General features: G+C 54.6%; 16 protein-coding genes and 1 pseudogene. 10 read left to right on the top strand and 7 right to left on the bottom strand.

All coding sequences use genetic code 11. From position 1 onward, the window contains the following. Nucleotides 1–3 precede the first annotated feature (3 nt). Complete coding sequence (locus tag O9H85_RS07475) at nucleotides 4–1,344, top strand: ABC transporter substrate-binding protein (RefSeq protein WP_269880685.1); 1,341 nt, start codon at nucleotides 4–6, stop codon at nucleotides 1,342–1,344. 75 nt (nucleotides 1,345–1,419) lie between these two features. After that, on the top strand, nucleotides 1,420–2,523 hold the full coding sequence (locus O9H85_RS07470; protein WP_269880684.1) for a lactonase family protein: 1,104 nt from the start codon (nucleotides 1,420–1,422) through the stop codon (nucleotides 2,521–2,523). A 286-nt stretch (nucleotides 2,524–2,809) separates the two neighbouring features. On the opposite strand, the gene O9H85_RS07465 is transcribed toward O9H85_RS07470, so the two are convergent. Then, nucleotides 2,810–3,379 (bottom strand): class I SAM-dependent methyltransferase, encoded by a 570-nt coding sequence (locus O9H85_RS07465; RefSeq protein ID WP_269880683.1) that lies wholly within the window; start codon nucleotides 3,377–3,379, stop codon nucleotides 2,810–2,812. A gap of 225 nt (nucleotides 3,380–3,604) precedes the next feature. Here O9H85_RS07465 and O9H85_RS07460 point away from each other — a divergent pair, with 225 nt between their 5' ends. The 3 genes from O9H85_RS07460 to galU all read left to right on the top strand — a co-directional run bounded on the left by O9H85_RS07460 (nucleotide 3,605) and on the right by galU (nucleotide 7,187). After that, the gene (locus tag O9H85_RS07460; protein ID WP_269880682.1) at nucleotides 3,605–4,807 is read left to right on the top strand and encodes an MFS transporter; all 1,203 of its coding nucleotides are present in this window, start codon (nucleotides 3,605–3,607) and stop codon (nucleotides 4,805–4,807) included. Between the two features lie 199 nt (nucleotides 4,808–5,006). Then, complete coding sequence (locus O9H85_RS07455; RefSeq protein WP_269880681.1) at nucleotides 5,007–6,143, top strand: ATP-binding protein; 1,137 nt, start codon at nucleotides 5,007–5,009, stop codon at nucleotides 6,141–6,143. A gap of 165 nt (nucleotides 6,144–6,308) precedes the next feature. Beyond that, on the top strand, nucleotides 6,309–7,187 hold the full coding sequence (gene galU / locus O9H85_RS07450) for a UTP--glucose-1-phosphate uridylyltransferase GalU (RefSeq protein ID WP_269880680.1): 879 nt from the start codon (nucleotides 6,309–6,311) through the stop codon (nucleotides 7,185–7,187). 109 nt (nucleotides 7,188–7,296) lie between these two features. Here the strand turns inward: galU and O9H85_RS07445 are convergent, their stop codons facing one another. Continuing rightward, nucleotides 7,297–8,130: a PPK2 family polyphosphate kinase gene (locus tag O9H85_RS07445; RefSeq protein WP_269880679.1), complete on the bottom strand. Its 834-nt coding sequence runs from the start codon at nucleotides 8,128–8,130 to the stop codon at nucleotides 7,297–7,299. A gap of 237 nt (nucleotides 8,131–8,367) precedes the next feature. Here O9H85_RS07445 and O9H85_RS07440 point away from each other — a divergent pair, with 237 nt between their 5' ends. Continuing rightward, a complete protein-coding gene (locus O9H85_RS07440; protein ID WP_269880678.1) occupies nucleotides 8,368–9,600 on the top strand; it encodes an aminopeptidase in 1,233 nt (410 codons plus the stop codon). A gap of 158 nt (nucleotides 9,601–9,758) precedes the next feature. On the opposite strand, the gene xylA is transcribed toward O9H85_RS07440, so the two are convergent. Then, nucleotides 9,759–11,075, bottom strand: a complete 1,317-nt coding sequence (xylA, locus tag O9H85_RS07435) for a xylose isomerase (protein ID WP_269880677.1) — start codon at nucleotides 11,073–11,075, stop codon at nucleotides 9,759–9,761. 266 nt (nucleotides 11,076–11,341) lie between these two features. Between xylA and O9H85_RS07430 the strand changes: the two genes are divergently transcribed. The 4 genes from O9H85_RS07430 (at nucleotide 11,342) to O9H85_RS07415 (ending at nucleotide 16,257) form a co-directional block, all read left to right on the top strand. Further along, on the top strand, nucleotides 11,342–12,169 hold the full coding sequence (locus O9H85_RS07430) for a polysaccharide deacetylase family protein (RefSeq protein WP_269880676.1): 828 nt from the start codon (nucleotides 11,342–11,344) through the stop codon (nucleotides 12,167–12,169). 187 nt (nucleotides 12,170–12,356) lie between these two features. Further along, complete coding sequence (locus O9H85_RS07425) at nucleotides 12,357–12,491, top strand: hypothetical protein (RefSeq protein WP_269880675.1); 135 nt, start codon at nucleotides 12,357–12,359, stop codon at nucleotides 12,489–12,491. A 143-nt stretch (nucleotides 12,492–12,634) separates the two neighbouring features. Continuing rightward, nucleotides 12,635–14,362 (top strand): ABC transporter ATP-binding protein, encoded by a 1,728-nt coding sequence (locus tag O9H85_RS07420; RefSeq protein WP_269880674.1) that lies wholly within the window; start codon nucleotides 12,635–12,637, stop codon nucleotides 14,360–14,362. Continuing rightward, the gene (locus tag O9H85_RS07415; RefSeq protein WP_269880673.1) at nucleotides 14,359–16,257 is read left to right on the top strand and encodes an ABC transporter ATP-binding protein; all 1,899 of its coding nucleotides are present in this window, start codon (nucleotides 14,359–14,361) and stop codon (nucleotides 16,255–16,257) included. Before O9H85_RS07420 ends, O9H85_RS07415 begins: the two co-directional genes overlap by 4 nt. Before the next feature lie 147 nt (nucleotides 16,258–16,404). Here the strand turns inward: O9H85_RS07415 and O9H85_RS07410 are convergent, their stop codons facing one another. From O9H85_RS07410 to selD, 4 genes and pseudogenes are all read right to left on the bottom strand, one after another. Then, the gene (locus tag O9H85_RS07410) at nucleotides 16,405–16,761 is read right to left on the bottom strand and encodes an aminoacyl-tRNA hydrolase (RefSeq protein ID WP_269880672.1); all 357 of its coding nucleotides are present in this window, start codon (nucleotides 16,759–16,761) and stop codon (nucleotides 16,405–16,407) included. 111 nt (nucleotides 16,762–16,872) lie between these two features. Next, nucleotides 16,873–17,196 (bottom strand): SPW repeat domain-containing protein, encoded by a 324-nt coding sequence (locus tag O9H85_RS07405; RefSeq protein ID WP_269880671.1) that lies wholly within the window; start codon nucleotides 17,194–17,196, stop codon nucleotides 16,873–16,875. A gap of 134 nt (nucleotides 17,197–17,330) precedes the next feature. Then, the gene (mnmH, locus tag O9H85_RS07400; protein WP_269880670.1) at nucleotides 17,331–18,359 is read right to left on the bottom strand and encodes a tRNA 2-selenouridine(34) synthase MnmH; all 1,029 of its coding nucleotides are present in this window, start codon (nucleotides 18,357–18,359) and stop codon (nucleotides 17,331–17,333) included. Nucleotides 18,360–18,377: 18 nt separating this feature from the next. Continuing rightward, a pseudogene (gene selD / locus O9H85_RS07395) lies at nucleotides 18,378–19,420 on the bottom strand (selenide, water dikinase SelD). Between the last annotated feature and the right edge of the window lie 121 nt (nucleotides 19,421–19,541).

Here is a 19,541-nt window from a genome sequence, read left to right as displayed (position 1 = left end):
AAGATGAATAGGAAACGTAATGGAAGTTGGAGCAAGGGCTTATCTGCAGTTATTTGTACCGGTCTTCTGCTGACGGCATGCAGCGGGGGAGGCGAGGCGAACAAGGCGAAGGATGATCCCAAATCTCCGGGAATCAGCAAGGATCCGGTGACGGTCAAGTTCGCGACCACTCAGGGCATATTTAACGAAGCGGAGTTCAAGCAATATGTGACGGACCCGGTTGTCAAGAAGTATCCGAACATCACCGTAGAGTATATCAATATGTCGACGCAGGGTTCGAGCCTGAACGAGCTGGTATCCGCAGGAACCATCCCGGATGTCGTTGTCGGCTACGGGGCAACGCTGAAACAGCTAAAGGAGCTGAAGCTCTTCAGCAACATGGACCCCTTGATCAAGAAATATCAGCTGGACCTCAGCCGGATCATCCCGCAGACGTTGGAGTACACCAAGGTGAACAGCGATACAGATTATTATGGCGGGCTGCCGCTCTTTAACAACGCTTTCGGCCTGTTCTACAACAAAACGCTGTTCGATAAGTTCGGCGTTCCTTATCCGAAGGACGGCATGACCTGGGAAGAGGTGGGCGATCTCGGCAAAAAATTGACGCGGGTTTACGACGGAACGCAGTACCGCGGCTTTTTTCCCGACGGCGTCAACCGCATGATCAACCAGATCGAGCTGCTGCAGCTGAACAAAGACAATAAATCGATTCTGACGACGGAGCCCTGGAAGAAAGCCTTTGATTTATGGAATTATGTATACAATTATCCGGGCAATGCGGATGCTCCATACAATACGATCAATTTCGGCAATAACGTGACCGCCTTCGGAAAAGGAGAGCTGGCGATGATTGCCGGGTACAGCGCTACGCTGCTTTCCCTGCGCAAGATCCCGGATCTGAATTTTGATATCGTCACGTATCCGCAGCACAAGGACCATATGGGCTACAGCACGAACGTGGATACGCCAAACTTCTCGATTACGGAACAGAGCAAGGTCAAGGATGCGGCTTTCCTGGTTCTTCAGACGATGTTGACGGACGAGGTGCAGCTCGATTTGGCCCGGAACGCGAAGATGTCGATACTGAACAACGATCAGGTGAGGGCGGAATTCGGTAAAGCGATTCCTGAATTCCAAGGCAAAAACATGAACCTCAGCGCGATGGCGAAGCTGAAGCCGTCCGTTCCGAAAACGCCGAAATATTCAACGAGCGATACGAACAAGATCGTGTCCGATGCCTACGAAAGCGTGCTGAAGAAGGAGAAGGACGTCAATACGGCGCTCCGCGACGCCGACGAGGCCATGAACAAGCTGGTCGAGCAAAAAATCAAGCTGAACCCTTAAGCCGCGGCACCGATTAGACAAGTCCAGTGGCACTGGTGTAAAGTAAAAGAAAATGCCAAACACTGGAGGAATTCCATGATGCCTCAAAGCCCTATCGATGCGTATCTTATGTTTATCGGATCGTATGCCGAACCGGATACGTCAGGTATCCGCGTATTTTCCCTGAATGCCGTTTCGGGAGAAACCAAGCTCCTGCATACGATCGAAGGATTGAAGAATCCGAGCTTTCTTGATTTGGATCATGAAGGAATGAAGCTGTACGCGATTGAGGAAACGACGACGGAGGATGGAGGAAGAGGCGGTTCCGTCGTCTCGTTCGCCTTTACGGCGGAAGGGATTGTCCGCCGGCTTAACGCACAAAAGTCCGTCGGAGGGGCAACCTGCCATATTGAGTTCAACGCAGTCGACCGTTACGTCACCGTGGCCAGCTACTCCGGCGGTTTGATCGGGCTGCTTCCCGTGAACGAGGACGGCACGCTGGCGCAAACGACCGATATGCACCGCAGCGAAGGGACGCTCGGCCCGAATACGGTCAGACAGGACCGGCCTCATCCGCATTCCACGTATACCGCTCCGGATCGGACGTATGTATATTCTCCGGACCTCGGATTGGATCGGATCAAACGATTCAAGTTTGATCCGGGGAGCATGAAGCTGATTCCGAGCGGGGAGACGGCGACGGCACCGGGTGCGGGACCAAGACATATGGCCTTCCATCCTGCCCGCCCTTGGGTGTATGTCATCAATGAGCTGAACGGGACGATTACGTTCTATGAGCGCGAAGCGTCCGGCGGCGAGCTGCGCGAGATTCAGACGGTATCCACGCTGCCCGATTCATTCCAGGGAGAGAATACGACGGCCGAGGTTCAGCTGTCCCCGAACGGTAAATATTTGTACGGGTCGAACCGCGGTCACGACAGCATAGCCGTCTACGAAGTGGATCAAGCAAACGGCCGGTTGACGACGGTCGAAATCGTGCCGTCCGGCGGCCGGACTCCTCGCAACTTCGGCATTACGCCGGACGGCAGGTATCTGGTAACCGCTCATCAGGAAAGCGGGAATTTGGCCATATTCCGGTTGAACGAGGAAACGGGACGGCTCGAGGATACGGGACACCGGGCGGAAGCGGCGAAGGGCGTTTGCGTTAAGTTTTGGAAGAAGCCGGGGGCATTTGCCTGAAGCCGGAGGGGACGGAGGACCGCAGCGATGCGGTTCTCTTTTGCACTTGTTCAAGGAGAAAACAATCTGTCTTGATCGAACTTAGACGGATCCGAAGATAAAATTGTAGTGACAGGACGGCGGAGCGTACACAAGGGCGTTATCGCCAGTCTCAGCACCAAGCCGGGTCCCGCAATCGGAGGCTGCCAGATGCGGGACTATGCGACCGAGCTTGAGGCGGTTTAGGACGGGATGGCATGGGTCCAAGAAAAACTCCAGCAAATAACGGTTGGCTTCTAAGCTTTTCTTATTGTTTGCGGCATACATAGACGAATGCGGGCGGTACATTAAACGGCACGAAGCGCAGCGCTTCCAGCTCAAAATGCTCGGAGAGCAGGCCGCGCATCTGTAAGGAGTATTGAAAGGCGATAAATAACCCGCCTGGTTTCAGGCTGAGATGGATTTGATGAAGCAGCTCTTCCCTCACGCGCGGAGAGAAATTGAAGAAGGGAAGCCCGCTCAGCACGCAATCAAGCCGGTCGATGCCTTCGGAGCGGACGGCTTCCTCAAGCTTGCCGGCGTCAGGATAACAGGCAAACTCCGGAAAGCGCTGCGCCAGCTGATTGCGGAGGAGCGGCTCTTTCTCGAACAGGAGCACCTTCGTAGAGTCGGTTTTGGATTTACGAATATATTCGGTGATGACGCCGGTTCCCGGACCAAGCTCGGCGACGCTCTCGATCGTGTGCCAGGGCGCCGATTGAATCATTTTGGCGCATAAAAATCTAGAGCTGGGAACGACGCTGCCGATTTGTTTCGGAGCGGTCATAAATCGGTTGAAGAACAGCAATTTCTCATGGATAGACGCGGCGATGCTCATTCCTCACTCTCCCCTATGCAAACTCTTGTCCATAAAGCGTAGCATACAAAAATTAAATTGGGATTAAATTTCCGTTAATTCTTTTTTTTTAGGATCCGGTTTTTTCGTCCGAAAACGTCTTTAAGTTTGCTACCGTCTGTAGTATATTGTTCAATACAGCGGCTTGCGGAGGCAGTTCTTAAGACGAACTCTTGCTGGCTAGCGGCAATGAACGGAGGTTTCCATATGACAACGCCTTCAACGTACCGTATCCCATTGTTTTGCGCCGTAACGCTCCTCTTCTGGTTCTCGATGTATACCTGCGTTCCGATTCTTGCCGCTTATGTGGAGTCGCTGGGCGCGTCGCACCAAATGGCCGGACTGATCGTCGGAATGTACGGACTCAGCCAAATGCTGCTTCGTATTCCGGTAGGCATTCTATCGGACCGGTTCCATAAACGGAAGCTCTTTATTGTGTTCGGACTCGTATTCTCGATTTTGGCCGGGGCCGGCATTTGGGTTTCCCACGAGGTGACCTGGATCTTGATTCTGCGTGCGCTGGCTGGAGCGGCTGCAGCGACTTGGGTAGACTTTACGATCCTGTTCGCCAGTTATTACACGAAGGAAGAGACGACGAAAGCGATCGGCACTTTATCGGTTTACAATTCGCTTGGACAGATGCTCGGCATTTTGTGCGGAGGCTGGTTCGCGGATATTCTCGGCTGGGAATCCGCATTCTCCATCGGCGCCTGGGTCGGGCTGCTCGGTCTTGCGGGCGCATTCTTTCTGGTCGAGAAGTTCGATGACGGCGCTCAGAAAATTACGGGCCGCGGGATTCTTCAGGTAGCCGGCGACCGTATGCTGCTGACCGTATCATTCCTCGCCATCCTGTTCCAGCTGCTGACATTCGCTACCGTCTTCGGATTTACTCCGGTATATGCGGCAACCCATGGGGCCAGCAAGCTCGATATGGGACTGCTCACCTTCTTCTCTACCTTCCCGATGGCCCTTGCCGCCTGGATCGGCGGACGGCATTTGTCGCAGCGCATCGGGGAGAAAAATGTCATTGTGATCGGCTTCGCGCTAAGCGGCGTGTTCACGCTAGTCATTCCGTTTACGACGCACTTGTGGGTTCTAATGCTGACGCAAGCGATTGCGGGATTCGGACGAGGGTTCGCCACCCCTGTTCTTATGGCGCTCAGTATCAAGCATATGGACAATGACAAAAGGGCGACAGCGATGGGCTTCTATCAGGCAATTTACGGATTGGGGATGTTCCTGGGTCCGCTCGTGATGGGGGCCGCCGGCGACGGTTTTTCTTTACAGCAGGGCTTCATTCTGGTAGGGCTGCTCGGCTGCGTGACCGCGCTGCTCGCCCAGTGGATGCTGCGCAGGGCGCAATCGGCCGGACCGGTCACTGCAGCACCCGGCAAAACGTTATCTTCATAAAAATATGAACCGAAGTGAAGAGCCTGGCGCAGAACCCGCCGGGTTTTTTGCTGTTTACGCGGCTCAAGGGCCGGACAGTTCATCATAAGGACTATGGAGAAAAATGGGTATTCACTTTCCAAATTATGTGATACAATAATGTGTAATACGATAATACGTAATACGATAATACGTATTAATATGGTAGGAGGGTGATGTAATGACACGTGATTTGGGTGCAGAAGTGGACGCATTGAAACGCCAGATGGAAGAGCTGCTGCAGCTTGTCCAAGGGGGATTCTTTAGCGTTGTCCCTCAAAGACCTGCTGCGAGGCCTGAGGAGGAGAAAATGACCTTGGCTGTCGAGCCGGATGGTTCCGTGGAGAACGGGGGAGCGGTCTTTTATTCCGGGCATTACCGGAATCGGGACTCCCGCTTCCGCTGGGAACCTCAGGAGCGGAGCTTGGAGACGCTGGTGAACCTTCAAGGGGAGAAGGCGGCGAAGGTGCTTGCCGCACTCGGCCAGAAGCAGCGGCTCGAGATATTGCTTGAGGTGCTGAAGGAGCCGGTAAGCGGACCCGAGCTGGTCGAACGGCTGCATATGGGCACTACGGGGCAGCTGTATCATCATCTGAAAGCGCTGCTCAGCGCGGACTTGATCCGCCAGGAGGAACGCGGCGGCCGTTACATGCTCGCACAAGAGCGCTCTCTGCCGCTTCTTCTGCTGCTGGCCGCCGTCTCCGATCTGCTGGAGACCAGCAGCTACCTTGACATGGCGGAAGCGAGAACTCATGCGGAGCAATATGTGGGCGAGGCGTCCGACGAAGGCTTCGACCCGCATTTGCTGCTCTGGGCGGCGGTAGAGAACAGCATATTGGAGCACCGGGCGGGTTACTGTACGGCGATGCATATTATTTTGCACGAAGACGGAAGCGTCACGGTATCCGATAACGGAAGAGGCATTCCGGTGCAGGCGCTTCCGCAAACCGACAGGCCGGCGGTCCAGGACGTCCTTACCGATATTCACCGGTTGAGCGGTCATTATGTGGCGCCGGGGGGCGAGAAGGGTATCAGCATAGCCGTGGTCAATGCGCTCTCGTCGAGACTGACGGTAGAGATTCGCAGAGAAGGACGCATTTATCGTCAGGAGTATCGGAACGGCATCCCGCAGACGGGGCTATGGGTCATAGGGGCGACGAAGGAAACGGGAACGAGCGTAACGTTCAAGCCAAGCGGAGAATTGTTCCGTACGGGCTTTTACCGGAAGGAGTTGGAGGATCGTCTGGCCGCCGTGAGGGCGAACGATCCGGGCTTGAATGTCGTGCTGGAGACAGGCGGAGCCGGCTCCGCCAGGTGAACGCGTTCGACCCGGCGAAAAGACGCCGCGGTCCGACTAGTAAACGTTCCGGCAATTGGTAGTTTCGTATATTTTTGCGGTTGAAGGTAGATGTCCATTATTCGGGAAGCTCCCTAGCATATCTTAATATTATTTATAAAAAGTATGCAAAGGAGGCGGGCCCTCTTGAACATTCGCAAAGCGATTATTCCGGCAGCAGGCTTCGGCACCCGGTTCCTGCCTGCGACGAAAGCGATGCCTAAGGAGATGCTGCCGATTATAGATAAGCCTACGATTCAATTTATCGTAGAGGAAGCCGTTGCTTCCGGGATCGAGCAAATCCTCATTGTCACGGGAAAAGGCAAGAAGGCGATCGAAGACCATTTTGATTCGGCAATTGAGCTTGAGCAGCACCTGCAGCAAAAGGGGAAATCGGAGCTTCTTCGCAAAGTACGGGAATCGTCCGGCATGGCCGACATACATTATATCCGGCAGCCGGAGCCGAAAGGTCTGGGGCACGCCATATGGATGGCAAGGAAGTTTATCGGAAACGAGCCGTTCGCGGTGCTGCTTGGAGATACGTTCTTTGAGGCGGAGCCGCCCGCTCTGAAACAGCTGATCGAGGGGTTCGATCGGTATCAGGCATCGATGCTCGGAGTACAGGCTGTTGAAGCGGAAACCGTATCTAATTACGGAATAGTCGAATCGCGGCCGGTAAACGAATTATTCTCCCATGTTGAACGGTTAATTGAAAAGCCGCCGGCTGAGGCGGTGACATCGCGGCTCGCCATGGTCGGCAGATATGTTCTGACTCCGGAGATCTTCGATATCCTGGAGCAGCAACAGCCAGGCGCCGGCGGGGAGATCCAATTGACGGATGCACTCAATGAGATTTTATCCCAAAAAGAAGTATATGCATGTGAAGTGAAAGGGCGCTGGCACGATGTCGGCGATCCGTTCGGTTATGTCAAGTCGATTATTGCCATGAGCGGTATGCGTGGAGATTGGAAGCCGCGGCTGCAGCGCGAGCTTCGCGGGCTGCTGGACGAGAAGAAGGAGAGCTAAGCCGCTGGCAGCAGCCGGGTATCGTCTCTCCATGGACCTGTGGCGGTTCACGCCACCGGACAATGGAGAGATGCTTATGCGGCACGCTTGGAATGTATCGCCCGCCCGATTACAACGGGCTTTTTTTGCTTTCCTCGTGATGCTTTTCCAGGAGCGTCTGCACTTCGATACTCGCCTTCGGATAAGAGAGGTCCAGCTTCTCCAAGGAACGGAGAATAATCCGGAGCACCAAGTAGTCGCGGAACCAGCGCTCATTGGCAGGGACGATATACCAAGGACAGCGCTTGGTTGCGGTATGCCGGAAGGCATCTTCGTAGGCGGCGGCGTATTGGTCCCAATATCGGCGCTCCTGCAGGTCGCTAGGGTCGAATTTCCATAGCTTCTCCGGGTTGTCCAGCCGTTCGCGGATTTTTGCGAGCTGAAATTCGGGGGAGATATGCAGGAAGATTTTGATCAGCTGCACTCCGCTATCCGTAAGCAGCTTCTCGAAATGCCGAATATGATTCAGACGAGTCGCCGCTTCATCGTCCTGAATCATGCCGTGTACCCGGGTAATCAATACGTCCTCGTAGTAAGACCGGTTAAAGGCGGTGATGTATCCCTTGGCCGGGACAACCTTATGGGTCCGCCACAAGAAATCGTGGGAGGACTCCTCGTCGGTCGGCTTCTTGAAGCTCTCCGCCCGGAAGCCTTGCGGATTCAGATTGGAGAGCACCTTCTTGATGACACCGTCCTTGCCGCTGCAGTCCATCCCCTGGAACAGAATGAGCACGCCGTTCGTCTTGGACGCAAACAGCTTATCCTGCAGCTCGCGAAGCTTTCGCTCCATACGTTCAAACGCGTCCCGGATCTCTTCCTTGCTCTTGAAGCCGCCCGTATCGTTCGGATCGAAGCGGTCCAGCGCGATCTCTTCTTCTTTGTTCAGCCGATAGGATTTCAGCATGGGAAAAGCCTCCAATCTTTTTCTTTGTATTATATCACCTCCGACCTGGTAATTTAACCTGATCTTGGCTTTCCGCGGCCGCAGGAGTATAATATGGGCGCCCACTTTTTTTTAGTTGATCGCAACTTATAGCTTCGCATCAACCTTGATAAACGCGTTGGTCCTTGTAAGACAAGGACGGCGTAGCCGTTTATCCTGGTGAAACACAACTACATAACAGCATAGGAGCGTTAAGGAATGAATGCTTTTGAAAATCATCTCGAAAAATACGCGGAGCTGGTCATCCGCATCGGAGTGAACCTTCAGCCGGGACAAATCCTGTTTATCGAATCCCCGCTGGAGACAGCGGAGCTGACCCGTAAAATTGTAAAAAAAGCTTATCAGGCCGGAGCCAAATACGTAGAAGTGCATTGGGACGACGAGCAGGTGACGCGCGCCCGGTTCGAGCATGCCCCTGACGATTCGTTCTCGTACTACCCTGAGTGGAAGGCGCGCATGATGGAGCAGCTGTCGGAAGGCTACGGCGCGCTGCTGAATATTAAAGTGCCGGACCCGGATTTGTACCGCGGGATCGATTCTAATAAAGTGACGACCGCTTCCAAAGCGGCGGCGGTGGCCCGCCAAACGTTCCAGGGATATGTGCGGAACAAAAAATTCAGCTGGTGCCTGATTAAAGCGCCGACCAAAGCCTGGGCGTCGATGGTGTTCCCGGAGCTGCCGGAGGTAGAAAGGGTGCCCGCGATGTGGGATACCGTATTCCGGATGAATCGCGTGTATCATGAAGACCCGGTGGCCGAATGGAAACTGCACATCGAGCAGCTGAAGCAGGCGCGCCGCCGGCTTAACGAGAAGAAGTACAAGGAGCTGCGTTACCGTGCGCCGGGCACCGATTTGACGCTGGAGCTTCCGGAGCGCCATGTCTGGATGGGCGGAGAGGCCAGCAATGATCTGGGCGTCTCTTTCGTCGCGAACATGCCAACCGAGGAAGTGTATTCGCTTCCTAAGCGCAGCGGCGTAAACGGTACGGTGAGAAGCACGAAGCCGTTGAACCTGAACGGTCGTCTGGTCGACCGGTTCTCGCTCACTTTCAAGGACGGGAAAGTCGTAGATTACACGGCTGAAGTAGGTCTTGAGCATCTGAAATCGCTGCTGGAAACCGATGAGGGGGCAACCTATCTCGGGGAAGTGGCGCTCGTTCCTCATCAGTCGCCGATTTCCAATATGAACCGCGTCTTCTACAATACGGGAGTGGACGAGAACGCTTCCTGCCATTTGGCTTTGGGCAGCGCATATCCCTTTACGATCGAAGGCGGAACGAAGATGTCCAAGGAAGAGCTGCTAGCCTGCGGGGCCAACACCAGTCTCGCGCATGTTGATTTCATGATCGGCTCGGCCGAGCTTGATATTGACGGCGTACTGCCGGATGGAACGGTGGAGCCGGTATTCCGGAAGGGCGACTGGGCCCTCTAAAGCCATCATATGGTCAAGGGAATCGAGAGTCGGCACGATGGCACTCGATCCCCGACTGCTGATCACCTAAAAAGATCAACAACCCGAGTCCTTCACGGATTCGGGTTGTTTTTGTTTTGGAAAAAGCGCCCTTCCTTCGGGCGGCTCATCCTATCGGTTTAGGTGTTCAAAATATACTGATTCAACGTCGATTTGATCAGCTCCAGACGGCCGGATACGTTGACGATCGGCTTGTTCTCCAGCGCGTACGCTTCGAGCGAGCTCAAGGTTGCTTTGCCGGACACGATGTCCGCACCGATACCGGAGCGGAAGGAGGCGTAGCGCGAATCGATCGCCTGCTCCAGCACGCGGTCTTCCAATAACTTCGTTGCAACCTGCAGCCCTCTCGCAAAGGCATCCATGCCCGCAATGTGGGCATATACGACATCGATCGCCTCGAACGAGCTCCGGCGAACTTTGGCATCGAAGTTGACGCCGCCGCGGCCGATGCCGCCTTCATTTTGCAAAATCTCGTACATGGCCAGGGTGGTGGAATACAAATCCGTCGGGAATTCGTCGGTATCCCAGCCGAGCAGCATATCGCCTTGGTTTGCGTCGATCGAGCCGAGAGCGCCGTTCAGCCGGGAAACGCGAAGCTCGTGCTCGAACGTATGACCGGCCAGGGTCGCATGATTCGCCTCGATATTCAGCTTGAAATGCCGCAGCAGGTCGTACTTCTGGAGGAAGGCGATGGACGTCGCCGCGTCAAAATCGTATTGGTGCTTGCTGGGCTCCTTCGGCTTCGGCTCGATCAGGAACTGGGCGTCGAATCCGATCTCCTTCGCATAATCGACCGCCATATGCATGAACCGCGCCAGATTGTCCAGCTCGAGCCCCATGTCCGTGTTGAGCAGCGTTTCATACCCCTCGCGCCCTCCCCAGAATACATAGTTCTCTGCCCCGAGCTCCTTGCCGTGCTCCAGCGCTTTCTTCACCTGCGCTGCAGCGTAAGCGAATACATCTGCATTCGAGGTTGTAGCGGCGCCATGGACGAATCGGGGATGGGTGAACATGTTGGCCGTATTCCACAGCAGCTTCTTACCCGATGCTCTCATGTTGTCTTTGATCAGCGCCACAATGGTGTCAAGGTTCCGGTTGGTTTCTTGCAGCGAGCTTCCTTCGGGTGCGATATCGCGATCGTGGAAGCAGAAATAATCGACGTTCAGTATGTGCAGCAGCTCGAAGCAGGCTTCCACCCGCGCTTTGGCCAAATCCATACCGGTATATTGATCCCATCCGCGGACAGCGGTTCCCGCCCCGAACGGATCGGAACCGTTCGCCGTAAACGAATGCCAATAGGCTACAGCGAAGCGCATATGCTCGCGCATCGTTTTGCCAAGGACGATTTGATCGGGGTTGTAGAACTTGAAGGCTAGCGGATTCTTCGAATGTTTACCCTCGAATTGAATTTGTGGAACGCCGTCAAAATAGCTCATGCTCATCCCTCCGAAATAATATTAATGAGTACAACGGTTTTCTTGAAATTGGAATAAAAGCAACCTGATTTTCAACCTCATCATAGCACGGCTCGAATAGTTTGTAAATTGAATAAACAAACTATTTTTTCAGACTTCCCTTAGCCGGAAAAGCTGGCTTTAATAAAATTTTATTTGTGTCAATTCATTTCAAATAGCGACAAAATCTATTAAATTTCATATAATAGAGAGACTCGAATTGTAGAATGCTGAAAGAAGTGATCCCGATGAAATCAAGTCTTCTGATCATCACCGCTCTGGCCGTCTCGCTGTCCGTCGCGGGCTGCGGGAAGAAAGAAAATGCGGCGGAGCCGACGCCTAACCTTACCCCTGTCGCTGCAGCCGAGAAGTTGGACCCGGCCCGGCCCGATTCCACCCTCGCCAAGCCGGCCGTAGCGGCCCAGCCGATCTCAACGGAACCGGTATTTCAGGCAAGAGGAAACCGTGACGTCATTTATTCCGTGTCCTCCAAGGGCAAGAAAGTCGCGCTGACGTTCGACGACGGACCGGATAATAAATATACCGCACGGATCCTGGACATCCTAAAGGAGCAGGGCGTTCCGGCAACCTTTTTCCTGGTCGGAAAGCATGTCCAGCAGTATCCGCAGATGGTGAAGCGGATTTCCCAGGAAGGCCATGCGATCGGCAATCATTCGTGGGATCATGCGAATTTGGCTAGGATGTCGCCGGCCGACGTACAAGGCGAAATCACCAAGACCGACGAGGCGATTAAGAGCCTGACCGGCGAAGCGCCTGTGCTGTTCCGCGCCCCTTACGGCGCCATATCCCAAGAGGTGGTCAATGACGCCATAGCCTCCGGTCATCAATTGATCGGGTGGTCCGTCGATACGATGGATTGGGATGGCAAGAGTCCGGCGACGATTCTGACGACTCTTAAGAAGGAGCTGAAGCCGGGAGCTATCGTGCTGCAGCACAGTGCGGGAGGCAAGGGAGGCAATCTGGCGAATACGGTAGAGGCGCTGCCTCAACTCATCGCTTATTTGAAGAAAGAAGGCTACCAATTCGTTACCGTGACGGATTTGATCAAATCGTAGTGCTTAACCAAGGTCGAAGAGGATGTTAATTTATATATCGCGATGCCCTGCTTGTTTCGAACAAGCAGGTTTTTACGTCTAGGGGGACGTAAAAGCATTGTTACGATTTGGATACCCGGTACATCTTTCGACTGGGCATACTAATGAAGTCTTCAACCAATCGATATTTTGCGGGAGGCGATCCGAAATGGGAAGCAACAAAGGGCTGAAACAAAAGATGCAAGCGATGAAGTCCGAGTCCAGTCAAGCGGAGGAACATGTCGCTTATGTGATGCCGACCTATCAAAAAGACAAGCATGCCCCGAACCGCCCTTCCGTTTAGCGGCTTCAGGGACAAGTTCAAGCCGGCTTCCAATAAGAGCCGGCTTATTTTTTTTGACGAATCGCATCATTTTGAAATATAATTATTTAAACTATTTAAATTTATATTCTTAAAGCTATTCATTCATGGAAAGGGATGAACTGATGATCAAATTGTTTCGGTATATAAGGCCTTACCGGATACCGGCAGCGCTCGTCCTGCTGCTGGTGTTTCTGCAATCGTTGTCGGACCTGTATTTGCCTACGTTGATGGCGGATATTGTAAACCTGGGTGTCGTAAAGGGAGACACGGCCTACATCCTCCGCATCGGAGGGTATATGCTGCTCGTTGCCGCGGCCGGGGGGCTCTGTTCTGTAGGCGCAAGCTATTATTCATCGCGGGTAGCCGTAGGCTTCGGCCGGGACCTTAGGGGACGGCTGTTCGGGCATGTGGAAAATTTCTCGCTCCGGGAGTTCGACCAGATCGGCACCGCATCGCTGATTACCCGTACGACAAACGACATCACCCAGGTGCAGCAGGTGCTGACCATGATTCTGCGGATGATGATCAGCGCTCCCATGATGTGCATCGGCGGCATTATTATGGCCGTCTCGAAGGATGCGAAGCTTTCCCTTGTTTTTGTCGTCGTCATTCCCGTACTGGCCGGAGCGATCTTTCTTGTGGCAAGCAGGGGCATTCCGCTCTTCAAAGCGCTCCAGAAGAAGCTGGACCGGCTGAATCTTGTGCTTCGCGAGCATCTAACAGGTATCCGAGTTGTCCGCTCCTTCAACCGGATTGACCACGAGAAGGAGCGTTTCGATGACGCCAACCGGGATTTGACGCAAACGGCCGTGAGAGTGAACCGGATTATGGGTTCCCTCATGCCCATCATGATGCTGGTAATGAATTTTTCCTCCATTGCGATCATCTGGTTCGGCAGTCTCCGGATCAGCGGAAATCATATGCAAATCGGCGATTTGATGGCCTTTCTCCAATACGCGATGCAAATCTTGTTCTCGCTGATGATGCTGTCGATGATGTTCGTTATGATTCCGAGAGCTTCGGTATCGTCGGCCCGTATTAACGAGGTGCTGGAAACCTCGACGGATATTGCAAATCCGTCCGCCCCGCAGCATGCTGAGATCCGAGGCGGGACGGTTGAGTTCCGGAATGTGACCTTCCGTTATCCGGGCGCCGAGGAGCCTGCCCTTTCGGGGATTTCGTTCACGGCCCGTCCGGGCGAAGTGACCGCCATCATTGGCGGAACCGGGGCCGGCAAGTCGACGCTGATCCATTTGATCCCGCGGTTCTATGATGCGGGCAGCGGCCAAGTCCTGATTGACGGCGTGGATGTCCGGAAAATGGATCAAGAAGCGCTTCGCGCCCGTATCGGCTTCGTCCCGCAGCAGGCGCTGCTGTTCACCGGAACGATAGCGGACAATATCAAGCACGGCAAGGAGGAAGCGACGGATGAAGAAATTCGCCGCGCGGCGGAGGTTGCCCAAGCGGCCGATTTCATTGACCGCATGAAGGAAGGGATGGATACGGTTTTGGCGCAGGGCGGCAGCAACGTATCGGGAGGCCAGAAGCAGCGTCTCTCGATTGCCCGGGCGCTGGTCCGCAGGCCTGAGATTTATGTATTCGACGACAGCTTCTCCGCGCTGGACTTCAAAACCGATGCCAAGCTGCGCGCGGCGCTGAAGCCTGAAACGACGGATGCGACGGTACTGATCGTAGCTCAGCGCGTAAGCACCGTAATGGATGCCAATCGAATCGTCGTGCTGGAAGAAGGACACTTGGCCGGTATCGGTACGCATCGCGAGCTGATGGAGAACTGCACGGTATACCGCGAGATCGTAGCGTCCCAGCTATCGGAGGAGGAGATCGCATGAGTGAAGAACGCAAAGGTTCCGGCTTCGGCGGGGGACGTCCCGGGGGAGGAGGCCCTCCCGGCGGAGGCTTCGGCGGCGGACCGAGGATGGGCATGCCGGTACAGAAGGCGAAGGACTTCAAAGGGACGCTAAAGCGTCTTGCAGGCTTCCTGAAGCCGCATAGGGCGAAGCTGGCAGCCGTGCTGCTTGCGGCCGTGCTGAGTACGGTCTTCAGCATCGTGAGCCCGAAGATCATGGGGCAGGCTACGACCAAGCTGTTCGAAGGCTTGATGATGAAATGGAAGGGCGTGCCGGGAGCGGAAATCGATTTTACCTATATTCTGGATATTATTCTGCTCCTTGCCGCGCTTTACATCATCAGCGCGATCTTCAGCTATATCCAGCAGTACATGATGGCCGGAGTCGCGCAAGGCACTGTCTATGAGCTTCGCAGACAGGTTAATGATAAGCTGACTCGGCTGCCGCTGAAGTTTTTTGACGGCAGGACGCACGGGGAAATATTGAGCCGGGCCGTCGGGGATATCGACAATATCAGCAGTACCCTTCAGCAAAGCTTGACCCAGCTCATCACATCGATTGTTACGCTGGCCGGCGTCATTGTCATGATGCTGACGATCAGCCCGATCTTGACGCTGATCGTCTTCCTGACGCTGCCGGTCTCCATGCTGGTGACCAAAGGCATCGCCTCCCGGTCGCAGGCGTATTTTGTGGGGCAGCAGAAGGCGCTCGGACAGCTGAACGGCCATGTGGAGGAAATGTATACGGGCCATAAGATCGTAAAGGCGTTCGGCAGGGAACAAAAGTCCGTCGCCGCTTTCCAGGAAATCAACGAGCGATTGTATCAGTCCGGCTGGAGGGCGCAATTCGTCTCGGGGATTATCATGCCGCTGATGAGCTTCGTCAGCAACATCGGGTATGTTCTGGTGAGCGTGGTCGGGGGCCTGCTTGTCACAAGGCAAGCGATCCAAATCGGCGATATCCAGGCCTTTATCCAATATACGAGACAGTTCTCGATGCCGATTATGCAGCTGGCCAACATCGCCAACGTCATCCAATCGACCATTGCTTCCGCCGAGCGGGTGTTCGAACTGCTGGATGAACGGGAGGAGGTGGCCGAACCGGCCCAGCCGGCTGTGATACGCGAGCCGAGAGGGAACGTCCGTTTCGAGGACGTGCGATTCGGCTACATGGAGGACGCGCTGCTCATCGAGAACATGAATATCGACGTTCATTCGGGGCAAACAATAGCCATCGTCGGGCCGACGGGAGCGGGCAAGACGACGCTGATCAATCTGCTGATGCGCTTCTACGAGCTGAACGGCGGCTGCATCACGATTGACGGAGTAGACATCACCAAGATGTCCCGCGGCTCCCTGCACAGCTTATTCGGGATGGTGCTGCAGGATACTTGGCTGTTCAACGGGACGATTCGCGATAATATCGCTTACGGACGCTCGGGAGCGACCGACGAAGAGATCGTGCAAGCGGCACGTGCGGCTCATGCCGATCATTTCATCCGGACGCTGCCCGAAGGCTACGATACGGTGCTGAATGAGGAAGCGTCGAACATTTCCCAAGGCCAGAAGCAGCTGCTCACCATTGCCCGCGCCATCCTAGCCGACCCTGCCATCCTTATCTTGGATGAGGCTACAAGCAGCGTCGATACGAGAACCGAGATCTACATCCAGAAGGCAATGAACGATCTGATGCAAGGACGAACGAGCTTCGTCATCGCGCACCGTCTGTCAACGATCCGCGACGCCGATTTGATTCTGGTCATGGACCAAGGGAAAGTGATCGAGAAAGGAACGCACGAGCAACTGCTGGAACAGGGCGGCTTCTATTCGGAACAGTACAACAGCCAGTTTACCGGAGGCTCGCGGCTGCCTGCTTGATGCAGCGGCTGGTCCCATGGGGCGCCGGCTTGCAGCGGCAGCGAACGGGCGGATTGCCATTCATATACTGCAGAAGGTAAAAGAACCTGACGGCGAGCGGCCGTCAAGTTCTTTTTTTCTGTACACCCGGCGTAGGCGACATCGGTATTATAACAGCTTGAAACCGGATACGAATTCCTGCGCGGCCTCCTTCTCCATGGGAGGAAGAACGACGACGGTCAGGGAGCCTGCCGGAATCTCGGTATGCCCCGCATCGCGAATGGAAAGGAATCCGCGCTCGGTCAGGCGATGGAGCTCCTGCGGCGCGGCCCGCAGAACGATCTTCTTCTGTCCCGCGTTCAGCCAGGATTGGAATGATTCGTGCTTGTCCGGTTCGTTCAGCAGCACATGCAGCGTTATCATAGTAGCGGCGTGCGCAACCTGCGCGGCGGTCTTGCCTTTGGACATGACAAGCTCTTCGTTCACCACATAATATTGAACATAATCGGGCTGGCTGGCTTGCATCGGATTCAGCTCCTTTCTTTCCCGTCTATCGCATCAAATCCCGGTCCGTTTGCCATCAGTTTCGAAGAAAAAAAGCTTCTGTCCAACAGACAGAAGCCCGGCTATGGGTACTCACGAGAACGGCTCGTGGTTCATATTGAAATAATTGAGCAGCACGGTTACAACGCCGAAGGTCAGGTAGAACACCGTCTCCCAGGTTCCCAGCATATAGGACATGGGGAACATGATGAACCAGACGCCGCAGAGCAGAGATAACCAGTTAGGCCAAGCGTTCCAGCCGGTCTTCCCCAGAGCCAGAAGGGAGGAGGCCAACTGAATGAAGCCGGCGATCAGGCTGCTCATTACCGCGCTTTCCAACCGGTCGAAGTGCATCCACCAAGGACCCGACATGAAGAGTACACCGATCAGTGCCGCCAGCAGGTTGCGAGTCGTCATTGAAGCATCGCCTCCGCGCTTAGGAATAGAATGGCGAAGAGAGCAAAGAGCAAGTCTCTTCTGGTACATTTTATGCAAACGGTTACAAAAATGTTCCATTCCGGAGGTGAGGCAAAAGAAAAAAGCTTGATCGCTCAAGCTTCTTCCAGCTGCTTCTTGATGGAATTCACCGCTTCGCCGACGCTGCAGGCGTGGATGGTGTGCCGTACGCTGCTGTATTGACCCGTCGCATAATCATAGCGAGGGTCGTAATAATGCTCCAGGAGGAGCCTAATGGCTTCCTCATAGCGCGCTTCCCGTAAATGCTCTTCAATCTCCTTCGCGATAGGAGTGTGAATCCGCTTCTTGATGAGTTGGAAAGCATCCATACATGCCTCATGATGCTCCCATGGCCGATAATCCTCTATAATGTGGCGGATTCGCGTTTCCATGGGCATTTCGATGAACAGCTGCGTGTTCGTTTCTTTCTCATTGACGATAAACGACGGCAGCACCACCTTGCCGATGCGGTGGCTCTCCGCCTCGAACAGCACGTAAGGCGCATCTTTTAGCTTGAGCAGCTCTTGGACGAGAAGGGATTCGAATGTCTTCTGGTTGTGGGCCTCCAGGCCGATCTGTCCGAAGATGGAGCCCCGGTGTCCGGCCAAGCCCTCCAGATCGAGCACAGGATAGCCCTCTTCCTTGAGCTGGCGCAGGATTTGCGTCTTGCCCGTTCCGGTGTGCCCGTTGATGACATACGCCCGCGGAAGGGTCTCGAAATGCTCGAGCACATTGACGACCCATTTGCGGTAGGCTCTGAACCCTCCCGTCAGACGATAGACGCGAATGCCCATTAACGAGAGCACTGTCGCAGTCGTCTTGCTGCGCATGCCTCCCCGCCAGCAGAACACGGCTTTCTGCGCAGGCAGCTCCTGAAACGTTCGGACGAAGGACGGGAGCTTGGCGGATACGATCTCCAGGCCGCGCTCCTTGGCCGATTGGATGCTCACCTGCTTATAAACGGTGCCGATTTCGGCCCGCTCCGTATCGTCGAAGAGCGGAATATTGAGGCTGCCCGGAATGGTGGCGTCTTTGTATTCGGAAGGGGAACGTACGTCGATTAAAGTCAGTTCCTTCTTCTGCTGCAGTTCGAGCAGTTCCTCTAAGGTGATATCTTGAAACAAAGCGATTCGCGCTCCTTTTTAGCTGACTACGATATGTCCCGGATGGTCAGACGTCGTTTCCCCGATGATATGGGCTTCTACTCCAGCTTCAATCAAGTCCGCAAGAAGTGCGTCCGTTTGATCTGCGGCGACGGAGATGAGGAGTCCCCCCGAGGTAACGGCGTCGCACAGAATCCACTGATCGATTTGATCCATGCTGCCCGGGAACGTAACGGCGCCTTGAAGATGGGCAAAATTATTCTTGGTCCCGCCGGGTACGAACCCTTCCTCTGCGAGCGCTCTGACGCGCGGCATCACAGGCACCTTTTCTTTGAAGACGGTTAAGCCGACTCCGCTGCCTTTCGCCATTTCGGACGCATGTCCCAAGAGGCCGAAGCCCGTTACATCCGTACAGCCGTGAACGTCGTAAGAAGCCATCCGTTCGGCTGCGGTTTTGTTCAGCGTAGACATGACGCGGGTTACCCGCTCGACTTCCTCCGCGATCAGCTTGTCCTTCTTGATGGAGGTCGTCAGAATGCCGACCCCGATCGGCTTCGTCAGGATCAGCTTGTCGCCAGGCTTCGCCCCAGCGTTCGTGCGGACCTTGTCCGAATGGACGAGGCCGGTGACGGCGAGGCCGAACTTCGGCTCCTTATCGTCGATCGAATGGCCTCCGACAAGGGTAATGCCGCTTCCTTGAGCTTATCGCCCGCGCCCCGCAAAATATCGGCCAGCACCTGCTTGTCCAGCGTGTGAATAGGGAAGGCCACAATATTCAGCGCCGTTAACGGCGTTCCGCCCATGGCATAAATGTCGCTTATGGCGTTCGCGGCGGCAATTTGGCCGAAGGAATACGGATCAGCGGCGTAAAGAAATCAACGGTCTGTACGATCGCGAGATCGTCCGACAACCGGTACACGCCGGCGTCATCGCTTGTATCGATGCCGACAAGCAGATTCGGATTCGGCTCTGCCGGCGGCAGCATGCGGATGACCTGCATCAGGTCGGGCGGGCCCGATTTTGCAGCCGCAGCCGCCCTTGGAAGAAAGGGAAGTAAGCTTTATCGGGTTGGATAGGGTTATGGTCAATGACTTCCTTTCAGTTGTAAAATACTTGTCAAACGATTGAAACGCCCTTTTCATTATAATACGGGTTCGACCGAATTGGAATTTTTGGAGACTTTCACAGGAAAAAAAGAGCCTG

This window comes from Paenibacillus gyeongsangnamensis (genome assembly GCF_027533625.1).
Classification (GTDB): domain Bacteria; phylum Bacillota; class Bacilli; order Paenibacillales; family NBRC-103111; genus Paenibacillus_G; species Paenibacillus_G gyeongsangnamensis.
Note: the sequence above shows the minus strand (reverse complement) of the source record. Positions and strands in the feature narration are given on the sequence as shown.